General features: G+C 38.0%; 13 protein-coding genes and 1 riboswitch. Of the genes, 7 read left to right on the top strand and 6 right to left on the bottom strand.

Annotation, left to right across the window (positions count from 1 at the left end):
• Positions 1-111: 111 nt before the first annotated feature.
• The 6 genes from ACIQ7T_RS26750 to plsY all read right to left on the bottom strand — a co-directional run bounded on the left by ACIQ7T_RS26750 (position 112) and on the right by plsY (position 5,835).
• Complete coding sequence (locus ACIQ7T_RS26750) at positions 112-1,770, bottom strand: GerAB/ArcD/ProY family transporter (protein ID WP_402875000.1); 1,659 nt, start codon at positions 1,768-1,770, stop codon at positions 112-114.
• A gap of 38 nt (positions 1,771-1,808) precedes the next feature.
• Entirely contained in the window at positions 1,809-2,042 is a 234-nt protein-coding gene (locus ACIQ7T_RS26745; RefSeq protein ID WP_402874997.1) for a hypothetical protein, read from the bottom strand.
• 3 nt (positions 2,043-2,045) lie between these two features.
• Entirely contained in the window at positions 2,046-3,245 is a 1,200-nt protein-coding gene (locus tag ACIQ7T_RS26740; protein ID WP_370076533.1) for a Ger(x)C family spore germination protein, read from the bottom strand.
• Between the two features lie 14 nt (positions 3,246-3,259).
• Positions 3,260-4,795: a spore germination protein gene (locus ACIQ7T_RS26735; protein WP_370076531.1), complete on the bottom strand. Its 1,536-nt coding sequence runs from the start codon at positions 4,793-4,795 to the stop codon at positions 3,260-3,262.
• A 127-nt stretch (positions 4,796-4,922) separates the two neighbouring features.
• Positions 4,923-5,213 (bottom strand): HesB/YadR/YfhF family protein, encoded by a 291-nt coding sequence (locus ACIQ7T_RS26730; protein ID WP_370076529.1) that lies wholly within the window; start codon positions 5,211-5,213, stop codon positions 4,923-4,925.
• A gap of 19 nt (positions 5,214-5,232) precedes the next feature.
• The gene (gene plsY, locus ACIQ7T_RS26725; protein WP_402874992.1) at positions 5,233-5,835 is read right to left on the bottom strand and encodes a glycerol-3-phosphate 1-O-acyltransferase PlsY; all 603 of its coding nucleotides are present in this window, start codon (positions 5,833-5,835) and stop codon (positions 5,233-5,235) included.
• A gap of 694 nt (positions 5,836-6,529) precedes the next feature.
• On the opposite strand from plsY, the gene parE reads away from it, so the two are divergent.
• The 7 genes from parE (at position 6,530) to ACIQ7T_RS26690 (ending at position 15,210) form a co-directional block, all read left to right on the top strand.
• On the top strand, positions 6,530-8,506 hold the full coding sequence (gene parE / locus ACIQ7T_RS26720) for a DNA topoisomerase IV subunit B (protein ID WP_370076525.1): 1,977 nt from the start codon (positions 6,530-6,532) through the stop codon (positions 8,504-8,506).
• On the top strand, positions 8,503-10,935 hold the full coding sequence (gene parC / locus ACIQ7T_RS26715; protein WP_402874988.1) for a DNA topoisomerase IV subunit A: 2,433 nt from the start codon (positions 8,503-8,505) through the stop codon (positions 10,933-10,935). Before parE ends, parC begins: the two co-directional genes overlap by 4 nt.
• 460 nt (positions 10,936-11,395) lie before the next feature.
• Positions 11,396-11,505: riboswitch (TPP riboswitch) on the top strand.
• 181 nt (positions 11,506-11,686) lie between these two features.
• Positions 11,687-12,682: an ABC transporter substrate-binding protein gene (locus ACIQ7T_RS26710; protein WP_402874986.1), complete on the top strand. Its 996-nt coding sequence runs from the start codon at positions 11,687-11,689 to the stop codon at positions 12,680-12,682.
• A 1-nt stretch (position 12,683) separates the two neighbouring features.
• Positions 12,684-12,974, top strand: coding sequence for a thiamine-binding protein (locus ACIQ7T_RS26705; RefSeq protein ID WP_370076519.1), 291 nt, complete (start codon positions 12,684-12,686; stop codon positions 12,972-12,974).
• The gene (locus tag ACIQ7T_RS26700; protein WP_370076676.1) at positions 12,974-13,744 is read left to right on the top strand and encodes an ABC transporter permease; all 771 of its coding nucleotides are present in this window, start codon (positions 12,974-12,976) and stop codon (positions 13,742-13,744) included. The genes ACIQ7T_RS26705 and ACIQ7T_RS26700 overlap by 1 nt, the downstream gene beginning before the upstream one ends.
• Complete coding sequence (locus ACIQ7T_RS26695; RefSeq protein ID WP_402874983.1) at positions 13,722-14,471, top strand: ABC transporter ATP-binding protein; 750 nt, start codon at positions 13,722-13,724, stop codon at positions 14,469-14,471. Before ACIQ7T_RS26700 ends, ACIQ7T_RS26695 begins: the two co-directional genes overlap by 23 nt.
• Positions 14,461-15,210 (top strand): TatD family hydrolase, encoded by a 750-nt coding sequence (locus tag ACIQ7T_RS26690; RefSeq protein WP_402874980.1) that lies wholly within the window; start codon positions 14,461-14,463, stop codon positions 15,208-15,210. The genes ACIQ7T_RS26695 and ACIQ7T_RS26690 overlap by 11 nt, the downstream gene beginning before the upstream one ends.
• Positions 15,211-15,428 lie beyond the last annotated feature (218 nt).

The raw sequence follows: 15,428 nt of genomic DNA, 5'->3' as shown, positions 1-15,428 counted from the left end.
ATTTAATGCAGCGACGATCAATAAAAAAATCGAAAAAATAACAATTGTTTTTGTTTCTTTATTTTTAAAAATTTTGGAATCATTCGTTTGATTCCTTTTTTTGCTATGCTGTTAACTTTCTGGAGAATCTTTATTTTTATCACTGTTTGGAGTATTCCCGGTATCGCTATCATTCTGTGTAGTATTGCTTGAAGCGTTATCACTTTTGCTCGGTGAAGGATTTTCACTATTGCTGCTACTATCTCTTTGAGTAGAATTAACGTTATTACTGCTACTTTCATTTTGAGTACAATTAACGTTATTACTACTACTTTCACCTTGTGTAGCATTTTCGCCATTGCTAGTACTATTACTCTGTGAAGAAGTATCGTTATTATTGCTACCTGCACCTTGTGTATCATTTCCGCCATTGCTAGTACTATTATTCTGTGAAGAAGTATCGTTATTACTACTACTTTCACCTTGTGTAGCATTTTCGCCATTGCTAGTACTATTACTCTGTGAAGAAGTATCGTTATTATTACTACTTTCACCTTGTGTATCATTTCCGCCATTGCTAGTACTATTACTCTGTGAAGAAGTATCGTTATTATTGCTACTTGCACCTTGTGTAGCATTTCCGTTATTACTACCACTTTCATTCTGTGTACTACAATTACTTTTCGTATTATTTCCTTGATTACCGTTAATTTTGCGAATCTTCGCGACAATTAATAAAACTAATGGTAAAAAAACCATGAAAACGAAGGAAAATATAGGCCATGTGTCTCTATTGTAAATATCTGAATGAATGATATTAGGATGAACAATTTGTGAAAGTCCAAGGATAATCATTCCGAATGGAAAAATGAGCGGTCGATGATTGTTAATTTTACATATTTGTGCGATGCCGACGACCGCAGCGTAAAAGTACATAAAAGTTCTAATATAAATTGAAATAATCCACATGGTTGCCATAATAACTTCAATACGCTGCAAAAAATTCCCGATTGAAATTCTTTGAGCTAATGAATAGCTTGGAAATGTCCTAGCTGCTGTATTTGCCGGACCTAGGACAAGGATAGACAGTGTAATGATAGTAACTAAGACAATCCCTCCAATAATTGAACCAATGTAAAAGCCTTTTTGTGCAGATTTTTGGACGTTAACTGCAGAAGGGAAAATCATTAATAATATGACAAGTGGGAATGAAAAAAGACTTATAAATCGAATCATACTAAAGAATATTGATTTTTTTGGCGTTTCCAATATTGGCTGTAAATTTTCAATCTTGATGGATGGTGAAATACAAATTACAAAGAAAATAAAAATTAAAATAAATACAGGAAATAGTATTTCTGCAGAACGGGCAAAAACTTCAATTCCGAGAAATGCAGCATAAATAATGATAATACTGAACAGAAATGCAAAGGCCATCGTAGGTGTTTCTGGCATGATTTCCGTTTTCATGAAAATTCCAATGAAATATAATAATTCACCTGCAGAAAGAAGGGCTATAAGAATAAAGCCAATCGAAGTTAATTTTCCGAAAAAACGACCTAGTATCTTTTCATTAGCCTCTATAAATGTAAGGGTAGGTGTCCGTTTTCCTAGAGTAACGAAAAGCTTTATTAAGGGTAAACTTAAAACGACACCAATGATAGCTGCAATCCATGCATCTTGCTTTGCTTCGATTGTTACACTAGCAGGGAGAATTAAAATGGCTGTCCCAATTGAAAAGAGAAGGGTAATGATCATAAATTGTCTTGAACTAATTATTTCTTTTTCCATATGAACGAAACCCCTTTCTCTTAACATAAAGTTCCCTCTTATTTTATCAGGGAGACGATTAACTCTTTAATAGGTGAAAAAATAAAGGTAATCAAATCAAGTGGGCTTGGAATTTTGATTCTTAATGAGACCCCAATATTTAATGCAGCGCCGATCAATAAAAAAATCGAAAAAATAACAATCGTTTTCGTTTCTTTATTTTTTTTTAATTTTGGAATGAAGGCAAAGGCAATAACAGCAGAAATTATTAGTATGAATATCGTCATAATCATGGCTTATTCTCCCTTCGTCTTATTCACTAATGAGTTTTCCATCGTTCCTAATCCTTGTGTGTTGACATGTACTTTAACTTTGACTGGTAACTCTTGAAATATCGTTAGCCAGTCTTTTTTGATTTTTTTCCACTCTTTAGGATTTGTGCGATGAAGTTCTTCACCAAAACCAAAAATATCGACCTGGTAATTTTGTTGAACTGAACGAATTGTTTCTTCGATTCGTTTTTTAATAAGTTCTTCTGTTTTTTTATTTATTAAGTGAATCGATTTTTCTTTCGTAAGGTCTATATTACATAGAACTTCTCCGACATTTTGGTTAACATCTATAACAACATCGATTTTGGGAGCTCCATTTTCAAATTTACCTTTTACTTTCGTCTTTGAGTGAGTAATCTCTGTTGCTAACGTACCACCCTTAGGGCAAGCAAGAATTTCAATTGTACTGTCTATTTTGTCCTTTAAAAAACCTAGGCTTCTACTCTCATCTTCCGTTAAAAGCCCAATGAGTTTACCTTCTTTAAAAACAGCTAAGCCCGCATACTTCAATAGCACAGGAGATTTCGATCTTTTAACATTCGTTTGCTCCTTGCCAATATTTTTATCCCCCTGTATTTCAATAGCAGACATGACTACACTAGTTTCTTTAGTATTTAAAGTATTGATTAATTCATCAATTTTTATGGATTCGGTTGTACCCCAAGTTTTCTCTGACGTTTTAAGAGAATTTAGTAATTTATTTGCTGGTACTTTTTCGATAGGTGTTAATACATTTAATACTTCATCGGCAGTCGCGTCATGGGCAACGATGACATCGAAATCATTTCTGAATTCATGATCTCTTGAAACCAAATCTAACGGTTCGTTAATTCCTTCTTCTGCCAATTCGTTACCGAGCACAACTATTTGAAGATGAGCAAAATAAAGTTTTCTAGCTGTTACTGTTGTCATTTTTCTAATGGCCTCAAAGACCGTTGCCCCTGTTGAATGATAGGTAATAACAGGTGATCGTCCTGAAGAAGGCTGTTTTGAGGAAATTTCACCAGTATCCACAACTTGAACAGTTATTTCAAATTCATTATCTACTTTATCTATACCTAATGCTGCGACAATCGCTAATTCATTGAGTTCACGCTTACTCCAACAACCACCTAAAAGCAAAGTAACAATCATTAGTAAACAGAGTGCTTTAAATTTTGACATAGTTCATTCCTCGTTTAATTCCTTTTTTTCGTATCGAAATATTTATGACCCCTGACAGTATTTTTTTGACTAATTAAGCGTGGTCGAGTCAATAAAGCTCTACGAGGGAACAACACTAGTGCGTCTTTTTGATCTTTTAGAATTAATGGGCCGAATGGACTTAAATATGGAACACCAAAAGTTCGTATGCTGCACATGTGTAGGACGATGATCATAAGGCCTAACATTACACCAAACAATCCAACAATTGCTGCTAAAATCATTAATGGAAAACGAAGAGCACGAACGGTATTTGATAAGCCATAAGCGGGGAATAAAAAGCTACAAATGGCTGTTAATGCTACAATAATAACCATTACGGCTGATACAATTCCAGCTTCTACGGCAGCTTGACCGATCACTAATGTTCCAACAATGGATACGGCTGGTCCAATGGTTCTAGGCATTCGAAGACCCGCTTCTCGTAACACCTCGAATGCAACCTCCATAATGAGTGCCTCTACAACGGCGGGGAAGGGGACTCCTTCTCGTTGAGATGCAATACTTATCAGCATAGGGGTTGGTAGCATTTCTTGATGGAAGGTAGTGATAGCTACGTAAAGAGATGGTGCCACCATGGCTAGGCTAATTCCGAAAAACCTCAAAAGGCGTACAAGAGAACTAATCATCCAATGCTGATAATAATCTTCAGCAGATTGTAAAAAGGCTGTAAAAAGGGCAGGTACAATTAGGACAAACGGTGAACCGTCCACTAAAATAGCAATTTTTCCGTCTAATATTTCGCCAGCTATAACATCAGGTCGTTCAGAATTATAAACTGTAGGGAATATCGAGGATTTTGAATCTTGAATAAAATCTTCGATGTAGCCACTTTCTAAAATACCATCAATATTAATACGGTCTAAACGGGCAAGAACCTCAGCTACTATTTTGTCATTGGCAACGCCATTTAAATACATAACAGCAACATCCGTTTTTGTTACTTCACCGACAATACGAGACTTGATCCAGAGATTTGGACTTTTTATTTTTCTACGAACCAGAGCAGTGTTCGTACGTAATGTTTCCGTAAAGGATTCCCTTGGACCTCTAATGACCGACTCTGTAGATGGCTCCATAACGGCTCTATCTTTTGCACCTTGAGTACTTGTAACGATACCAGTAGAAGATTCATCTAATAAAATAACCGTATTACCATTCAAAATTGAATTGTACAGTGCTGAAAAATGAAAAATATCATTAACATCGCCGACTGTTAAACAAGAATCTCTTAAATATCGGATAATCTTTTCTACTTCTGCATCATGATTATCCTCAATATCAAGCATTAGTTTATCAATTACAGCATTAGAAATGCTTATTTTATCGGATAGGCCATCTACATAGATGATCGCTAACGTAAATTGTTCAGCTTTTCCAATGGTAATTTCTCGTATGACAAGGTCATTACTATTCCCAAGTGTGTTTTTAATCAACTTTAAATTTTGAGAAAGAGAACTATATAGTTGGTCATTGTTTTGGGAGGTATCAGTAATTTTAGAAATAGACATTTTCATTTCCTCCTCAAGTTTTACATAACTATATAATGTACAACTTTGATAGAAGATAAACCAAGGTTGGAATTGAATTCAAATAAAAAACAGTGTTCCTTTCGTATATACGAAAGGGAACACTGCTTTATTTTTTATACTCATATTTTAATTCGTCATTTGTAACATCCACATCTACATATAAACTGTGATCATTGAAAAACCATATATCTTTTTCATCTATATAGTAGGTAACATCGTCAATAACTTTCTTAACACCAATGTTGATTGGTTCTTCGCGTGTCATGCCTAGAGAAAAGCCTTCATGAAAAGGACTGGAACCACCATATCTAGCATAAAAACGAATAGTATCTCCGGATTCTACTTCCATCTCTTGTTTGAACCATTGTAGGGCCTCATCTGTTAGTACGATATTCATTAGAATGTTCCTCTCCTCGTTACAGCCATTTCACCTTTGGCTCGGTACCATTTTTAATGCGGGCAATATTTGCTCGGTGACGGTACATGATAAAAGTAAATAAACATGCTACTAAAATACCTAACGCAAAATCGCCTGTAACAAAATAATATACGATTGAATAAATAAGTGCTACTAAAGCGGCAATCATAGAAGTTAAACTTACAATCTTCGTTATTTTTAATGTTACAATAAAAGCAATAAATAGTAAGACAAATAGTGGCCATGAATATCCTAAGAGAACTCCAGCTGATGTTGCTACCGCTTTCCCTCCACGGAAACCTGCAAAGATAGGGAACATATGACCAATAACGGATACTAGTCCAAGTATTAGCGAGTGGATAGAGACATCAGAGAATAGAGGAAGAGCTACAAGTAATACGGCTACTGTACCTTTTAAGACATCCATAATCGTTACGACTATTCCTGCTTTTTTTCCTAAAATACGAAAAGTGTTTGTCGCACCTAGATTACCACTTCCGTGTTGACGAATATCAGTTTTATAAAAAACTTTGCCTATCCATAACCCAGAAGGGATCGAGCCGATTAAATAAGCACATAAAATAATAAGTCCATTTAGCATAGCTGGACTCCTTTCATCCATAGATTATTACTTGGTACTAATAATATGTAATAAATATTCTACACTTTTTCTCTACAATCTACAATGTCATGAAGGAGATTTCTTCGTGTATCTTGAATTCATTATAAAAGATAACTATTTTTCAAGGATTTTTATATGTAGTTGAATATGTGTTAGGCTTTTTGACATGATTCATGTTGGTTGCATGAAAGCCCTTTCTAAAAATATAGGTATAAAGGCAATTTTGTCAATCATCCATTCCTTTGGTAGAATAGAAGTCTATCTTTAATTTCTAGAGTAAGTTAGTATGAATTTTCTAATAGACAGAAGAAACCTATTAAGTACTGAATTGTATATTTTTCAGGGGATATTCAAATGCTTCTGTATGGAAGACCAAAACCTATAGCGATTGGTATCGTTTTGAAATGAGAGTAATGACCAGAAGATAGCCCTATGTTGTTTCATTTATGCAACTAATGTTTACGATCCTGCGTCAAGGGAATAGGATAGTTAGTAATACATATTAAAGCAACTATTGCAACTTTTTCTTTCGGTAAAAAGCTCAAAACGACAAAGCTGTGAGGAAATTTTAAAAATTTATTGGGTCTGTCACTAGCTATTGACAGGAAATGCTATTATTATTAGGAAGAGAACATAAATAGAACATGCGTTTTGTTTTTTGGAGGGGAAATTTTTGGCGAATAAACAGTCACCAAGCGTCTATAATGATGACGCCATTCAAGTATTAGAAGGATTAGAAGCGGTACGAAAACGACCCGGCATGTATATCGGTTCTACAGATGGCCGTGGACTTCATCACCTAGTATATGAAATCGTAGATAATGCGGTGGATGAAGCACTGGCTGGCTTTGGTTCTCATATCATTGTCCATATTCATAAAGATCAAAGTATCAGCGTTCGAGACTTCGGCCGTGGAATGCCAACAGGTATGCATAAGATGGGGAAACCCACTCCCGAAATTATCTTTACTGTCTTACATGCTGGTGGTAAATTCGGGCAAGGTGGCTATAAAACAAGTGGTGGCTTACATGGCGTAGGTTCGTCTGTTGTTAATGCCTTATCTACTTTTTTAGAAGTAACGATTCACCGCGATGGTAAAAAGTATCGTCAACGTTTTGAAAACGGTGGCCATCCTGTGACGACATTAGAAGAAATTGGACAAACAAAGCAGACAGGAACGCTTGTTCATTTTCTGCCAGATGACACGATTTTCTCTGTAACAAAATACAATTATGATACGCTTGCAGAACGATTACGTGAGTCAGCGTTTTTATTAAAAGGCTTAAAAATTGAGTTAATCGATGAACGCGAGGAAGGCAAAGGTGATGTTTTCTTTTATGAGAACGGCATTGAAGCTTTCGTTGCGTATTTGAATGAGGAGAAAGACGTACTTCATCCTGTTAAGTATGTGGAAGGGATTCAAGACGAAATTGAAGTTGAATTCGCCTTTCAATACAACGATGGCTACTCAGAAACAATCCTTTCATTTGTTAACAATGTGCGTACACGAGATGGTGGGACACATGAAACTGGTGCCAAGGCGGCTTTAACACGTGTTTTTAATGAATATGCACGAAAAATTGGCCTGTTAAAAGATAAAGATAAAAATCTTGAAGGGACAGACATTCGAGAGGGCTTAGCAGCGATTGTTTCTGTTCGTATACCAGAGCATTTATTGCAATTCGAAGGTCAAACGAAGGGGAAACTTGGGACAAGTGAGGCACGCTCGGCAGTAGATAGTGTTGTTTCGGAGCAAATTTTATATGTGCTTGAGGAAAACGCTGAATTGTCTGCATCACTTGTTCGTAAAGCTATTCGTGCGCAGCAAGTACGTGAAGCGGCTCGTAAAGCACGTGAAGATGCACGAAACGGCAAGAAGAGCAAAAAAGCAAGTACCATTCTTTCTGGAAAATTAACACCTGCACAATCTCGAAATGCGGCGAAAAACGAGCTGTATTTAGTCGAAGGTGACTCTGCAGGTGGCTCTGCAAAACAAGGGCGAGATCGTACGTTCCAAGCGATTTTACCTTTGCGAGGTAAAGTTATTAATACAGAAAAAGCAAAGCTTCAGGATATTATGAAAAATGAAGAGATTTCAACGATTATCCATGCCATTGGTGCTGGCGTCGGAACAGATTTTTCTGTCGAGGATGCAGCGTATGACAAAGTCGTTATTATGACCGATGCTGATACGGACGGAGCGCATATTCAAGTGCTGCTACTAACATTCTTCTATCGTTATATGCGACCATTGATTGAAGCTGGAAAGGTATTTATCGCATTACCACCACTTTATAAAGTATCAAGAGGCACTGGTAAAAAAGAAGTGATTGAATATGCTTGGACCGAAAATGATTTACAAAAGGCCATTAAAAAAGTTGGTAAGGGTTACATATTACAGCGCTATAAAGGTCTTGGTGAGATGAATGCTGACCAGCTGTGGGATACGACGATGAACCCTGATACGCGTACATTAATTCGTGTAACGATTGAGGATGGTGCACGTGCTGAGAGACGTGTGACAACATTAATGGGCGATAAGGTAGAGCCGCGCCGTAAATGGATCGAAGCTAATGTAGACTTCGGTATGGAGGATGATTCAAATATTTTAGAAAATGAATTCATCCAACAAGAGGAGGACCAAGCATGAGTAGTACGGAAAAATTCCAAGATTTACCCTTAGAAGAAGTGATGGGTGACCGCTTTGGTCGCTATAGTAAATATATTATACAAGACCGCGCGTTGCCTGATGCACGTGACGGTCTTAAGCCTGTGCAACGACGTATTTTATATGCGATGTTTACAGAGGGCAATACGAACGAAAAACCATTCCGTAAATCAGCCAAAACTGTCGGTAATGTTATCGGTAATTATCACCCACATGGTGACAGCTCCGTATATGAAGCAATGGTGCGCATGAGTCAGGATTGGAAGGCGCGCCATATGCTTATTGAAATGCATGGGAATAACGGCTCTGTTGATGGTGACCCTCCGGCAGCGATGCGTTATACAGAGGCAAGGCTTTCTGCAATTGCAGCGGAAATGCTCCGTGATATTGGCAAGAAAACTGTTGAATTTGTACCGAACTTTGATGATCAGGATATGGAGCCAACTGTTTTACCTGCTCGTTTCCCGAATTTACTAGTCAACGGCTCAACTGGTATTTCGGCTGGATATGCGACAGATATCCCTCCTCACGCACTTGATGAGGTGCTAGATGGTGTTCTCATGCGCTTAGATAAGCCGAACACTACTGTTGATGAATTAATGACTGTAATTAAAGGGCCTGATTTCCCAACAGGTGGGATCATTCAAGGTGTCGATGGTATTAAAAAGGCGTATGAGACTGGTCGCGGTAAAATTATCGTGCGCGCTCAAGCAGTCGTGGAGCCAATTAAAGGTGGCAAAGAGCAAATCGTTATTACGGAATTACCGTATGATGTCAATAAAGCAAATCTTGTGAAGAAAATCGATGAACAAAGAGTGGATAAACGACTTGAAGGAATTGCAGAAATTCGCGATGAATCGGATCGTACCGGCCTACGTGTTGTCATTGAACTGAAAAAAGATGTTCCAGGACAAGGGATTTTACAATACTTGTTCAAAACAACTGATTTACAAGTAGCCTATAATTTTAATATGATTGCTATCCATAATCGTCGTCCGACAATGATGACATTGCCATTGTTACTGGATTCTTATATTGCCCATCAAAAGGAAGTTGTGACGAACCGCTCCGTTTATGATTTACAAAGGGCTAAAGATCGTTCGCATATCGTTGATGGCTTGATTAAGGCGCTTTCTATTTTAGATGAAGTTATTGCAACGATTCGTTCGTCTAATGATAAACGAGATGCGAAAACGAATTTACAGGTGAAATTTGACTTTACAGAAGTGCAATCAGAGGCGATCGTTAGCTTGCAATTATACCGATTAACGAATACAGATATCACAGAGCTTCGCCATGAACAGGATGAACTAAATAAACTGATCGCCAAGCTTGAAGGTATTCTTAATAGTGAAGCAAAGCTTGTACGTGTTATTAAACAGGAACTACTTGACATTAAAAAGCGCTTTGCAGAGCCACGTCGTTCAAAAATCGAACAAGAAATTGAAGAAATCAAAATTACGTTAGATGTCCTTGTCCCAAGTGAAGAGGTCGTAGTGACTGTCACAAAGGATGGCTATATTAAGCGTACATCTACACGTTCACATGCAGCTTCGAATGGTCAGGATTTTGCGATGAAGGATTCCGATTATTTGTTATATGAAGAGAATTTAAATACGCAGCATCATCTATTACTATTCACAAACCGAGGCAATTATATTTATCAGCCTGTCCATGAACTACCTGATATTCGTTGGAAGGATCTTGGTCAGCATATTTCTAGTATTGTGCCGACAGGGGAAGATGAATCTATTATTGCTGTATATGGTTTTGAGACATTTGAACAGGCCAATACGTATATTTTAACGGCTACGAAAGATGGACAAATTAAACGCTCACCTGTAGCAGATTATGCTGTTACACGTTATTCTAAACCAATCAAAACGATGAATGTTAAGTCAGGCGATGAAATGATTTTTGCAGGTATCGTGACAGACGAAGTAGAACTAATGTTAACAACAGATACTGCCTATGCTATTCGTTTCCCAATGGAGGAATTGCCAGTAACGGGTGTGAAAACAGGCGGTGTCAAAGGGATTACGCTGAAAGACGGAGAAGCATTAGTCGGCATCAATGTTTTACCGCCAAATGCCACGGCATATGTTGCGATTGTGACACATCGTGGTGCGGTGAAGAAAATGAATGTTGCCGAGGTAGAGATGACGAGTCGTGCAAAACGTGGCTTAAAAGTGTTAACAGAATTAAAAGCGAACCCACATCGTATCGTGGCTGTAGTCAAGGTAACTGATGAGGAACGGCTAACAATCGAAACGGAAAAAGGCGTGCAAGAGATCCTTGATGTACAAGCATTAACTCGAGCAGATCGCCATTCCAATGGCTCCTTTAAAGTGGATATAGCTACAGACGGTGCTATTTCACATGTCTTTACGGTCAAAAAAGAAGAGAAATAAAACTGATTTTATAGCCCATGCTCCTTAGAGAGCTGGGCTTTTTTTCTATATAGTCTAATCAAAAGAAAGGGTAGGTGTATAGTGACAATAAAGTTTTTAGGCAAATTGGTGAATCGGGTGTAGCTTTACAAGTAAGTTGTTATGAAGATTACTGATTCTTATTCAACGTCTTACTACTAAAAGCAAAAATTAAAAACCACAAAAGGTTCTTGATTTGATTATCAACAATAGTATTTAACAGTGCCTATTAAAACTTCGAACAATATACCGCTTCTTGATTTCAGGAGGGGATTCCTTTTAAATAAAAAATGTTTTACCAAAAAAACGGTGAATATTCTCAGGAAATGGAATTGTTGAAGAGAAAGATGAGGCTTTAAATTATATTTACGGGGCTTTCAGAAAACAGAGCCTTGTCATTTACGGATAGATATGGGTATAATAATCACGAAAAGTTCATATGGAAAGAATGTAGGGGGGCTGGTGTTGCCAGCTGAGATTGTGTCCGATAGACGCTGACTCTTTGAACCTGATTTGGCTCGTACCAGCGTAGGGAACATCTATTCAAAAAGTAAAAGTTTTTGATATTGATTACAAAACGTCTGGGAGGAATCCTAGGCGTTTTTTATGTTTTCAGACTTTTATTCATGCACAGACTTTGGGTTTGGGTGTAAACAGACCGTGAATACGCTTTCTTCTGGTAAACACATTCATTTATGAACAATTTCACACTACTTTACTTGGAGGATTCAGCATGAAAAAATGGTTATTGATCCTGTTGGCTACACTGTTAACATTAGTGGGCTGTAGCGAAAAAGAGGATAAAAAGGATACTAAGGGATTAACAAAAGTATCAGTCGTTCTCGATTGGACACCGAACACAAATCATACAGGTTTATATGTTGCGAAAAAACTTGGCTTCTTTAAGGAGCAAGGCTTAGATGTCGATATTTTATTACCTGGCGAAACAGGTGCTGATCAGCTTGTGGCGTCTGGCAAGGCTCAGTTTGGCGTAAGTTATCAGGAAGGGATTACACAGGCCCGTGTGCAAGATGTACCTTTAGTATCGATTGCAGCGATTATTCAGCATAATACTTCTGGCTTCGCATCCATTGCATCAAAAGGCATTTCGTCACCAAAGGATTTTGAAGGTAAAACATACGGTGGCTGGGGTGCACCACTTGAAAAGGCTGTACTACAATCACTTATGCAAACAGAAAATGCGGATATTAATAAGTTAGATATTGTCAATGCAGGCGATATAGATTTCTTCACAATGATGAAAAAAGATATTGATTTTGCGTGGATCTATTATGCATGGACAGGTATCGAAGCAGAACTACGTGGCGAAAAACTGAACATGCTATATTTAACAGATTATAGTGATCAGTTAGATTATTACACGCCTGTACTCGCTACAAATGAAAAAATGATTAAGGATGATCCTGAGACGGTCAAAGCATTTGTCGCTGCTGCAGCAAAGGGCTATGAATATGCGATAATACATCCGAATGAGGCAGCTGATATTTTACTAGAAGCTGTACCTGATTTAGATAAAAACCTTGTGCATAAAAGTCAGGAATGGCTAGCAGATAAGTATCAAGACGACGCTAAACAATGGGGCGAGCAAAAGCTAGCTGTCTGGGAAAACTACGCGAAATGGATGGCCAGCAACAAAGTTTTAGAGGGCGAATTTAACGCAGTACAAGCATTTACAAACGACTTTTTACCGAAAAAGGAGACAAAGTAATATGGCAAACTCATTAATAAGTGTACAAATTATCCCGAAAACTGAAAAATATGAGGATGTGATCCCATATGTCGATGCAGCGATTGCGGTTATCGACGCTTCAGGAGTTAAATATGAAGTGCACCCGTTAGAAACGACAATGGAAGGTGAGCTACCGGTTTTATTACAAATCATTGAAAAAATGAATGACAAGATGATTGAGCTGGGCGCGATCAATGTCATCACGCAAGTGAAAATTTTATATCAGCCATCTGGTATTACAATGGGTACATTGACGGAGAAATACCAGTGATGAGGCAAGCTTTCAAACAAGGAAGGACGATAATTTTTATCGCCTTCCTCTTATTCATATGGGAACTAATTGTCCGCTTTGCTGATACTCCACATTGGCTTTTGCCTGCACCGAGTGCCATTTTGAAAGAAGGTTTTCAATCGTATGAGACGTTTGTGCCACATGCTTTAGCGACTGTTCAATTAGCACTTCTTGGTCTAGCTATCGGGATAGTATGTGGGCTAACGGTTGCCGTGCTATTACATCGTTTTACGTTTGTGCGGGAGCTATTTTATCCTATTCTGATTATGTCACAGAATGTCCCGGTGCTCGTTCTAGCACCACTCTTAATCATATGGTTTGGCTTCGGTTTATTGCCAAAGCTCATTATTATTTGTCTTGTGTGCTTTTTCCCTATTGTTATTTCGGCAATGGATGGCTTTCGTCAAACTTCGCCTGAGCTGAAGCATTATTTTAGGATGATTGGTGCAACGAAAGCACAAACCTTTTGGAAGCTTGAATGGCCTTATGCGTATCCAGCGATTTTTTCAGGCGTAAAGATTGCGGCAACCTATAGCGTCATGGGAGCTGTCATTGCGGAATGGTTAGGTGCGAAAATGGGGATTGGTGTTTATATGACATTAGCACAATCTTCATTTCGAACGGATCGCGTGTTTGTAGCTATTTTTGCTATCGTATTTTTAAGTTTACTATTATTTAGTGCTATACAATTGTTAGAAAAACTTGTTGTGAAGGGGAGAGGACTCCATGCTAAGCATTCAAAACATTGATAAATCCTTTGATGCTCTTCCGGTTATTCGCAATTTATCGTTTGAGGTCAAGGACGGGGAATTTGTGGCGATTATCGGACCGTCAGGCAGTGGAAAAAGTACACTCTTTCAATTAATTGGTGGTGTTACTTCTATTGATAAGGGTGCTATTTTATTAAACGATACAGATATCCAGAAAAAAAGAGGGACGATTGGCTATATGCCTCAGCAGCCGTGTTTATTACCATGGCGTACGATAGTAGAAAATGTCACGATGGTCGAGGAGCTTCATAGAAAACCAAACGTGAACTTGGCCAAGGAATGGTTAGACAAAGTTGGGCTTGCAGCGTTTGAAAATGCGTATCCCAATGAGCTGTCAGGGGGTATGCAACAGCGTGTATCGTTTATTCGTGCCATTGTTAGTGATAAGCCCATCTTATGCTTAGATGAGCCGTTTTCTGCACTTGATGAGTTTACAAGGCTTGAAATGCAGGCGTGGCTTTTATCGATATGGGAGGAATATCGAAAGTCTATATTATTCGTTACACATAGTATCGAGGAAGCTCTGTTTTTAGCTGATCGTATCATTGTACTCACGAAACGACCAGCGACAATGAAAAAGGAAATAATCGTACCTTTTGCAAGGCCACGCCAAGAAGAAATTCGTCATTCCGCTTCGTTTACGGCTTTGAAGCAACAGTTATTCACGTATTTAACAGAAGAAAAGGATGAAGCGAATGTTGATTGATGCACATATTCATTTAGATCAGTATAAGGAAAACGATATACCAACTTTACTAGAGGAAGTTGAACATGTCATTGCCGTTAGCATGAATCTTCCATCGTGTGAAAAGACGTTGAAACTGTCGAAAGCCTATGCAAAGGTAAAAGCAGCGTTTGGGTTTCATCCCGAACAACCGTTACTTAGTGATGAGGAGGAAGACGCGTTATTCGAGTGGATACGCCAACACTCTGATGAAATGGTAGCAATTGGCGAGGTTGGATTGCCTTATTATTTGAGGCAGGAGAAGGTGATTGATGTTCGTCCGTATGTAGCATTGTTAGAACGGTTTATTGTATTGGCAAAGGAGTTAAATAAACCGATAGTGTTACATGCTGTTTATGAGGATGCGGCGATTGTTTGTGATTTGCTAGAAAAACATCATGTAACGAAAGCGCATTTTCATTGGTTTAAAGGCGATGAGGAAGTGATTGAACGGATGATTTCTAAAGGGTATTTCATTTCTGTCACGCCTGATTGTACGTATGAGGCAGAAATTCAACAACTTATTAAAAAATATCCAATCGAACTAATAATGGTAGAAACAGATGGGCCATGGCCGTTTGAAGGTCAGTTTGACAATAAGAGAACATCACCTTGGATGATGGATCATTCCATCGAGGTTATCGCTTCGATAAAGGGGCTTACAATACAGGAAGCGGCGCGCATCATCACAAGAAATACGACAAAATTTTATAATTTATAGCAAATAACGCAGCTGCTCTTTTAAAGGGCAGCTGTGTTTTTGTTAAAAGTAATAGAATCGCTGATAAAACGTTGAACATCGCTGATAAAAGAGCCAGAATCGCTGGTAAAACGTTGAACATCGCGATTGAGTCCGTATAATTGTGTAAAAAGAAAAGGGGTCATTTTCTTTCCTCTTGGTTACAATGTTTTCAACCACAAAAATAAAGTAAGGAGAGG

The organism is Lysinibacillus sp. NPDC096212, from assembly GCF_044763105.1.
In the GTDB taxonomy this organism is placed as follows: domain Bacteria; phylum Bacillota; class Bacilli; order Bacillales_A; family Planococcaceae; genus Lysinibacillus.
The sequence above is the reverse complement of the archived record's forward strand: the minus strand, read 5'-3'. Positions and strand labels throughout refer to the sequence as shown.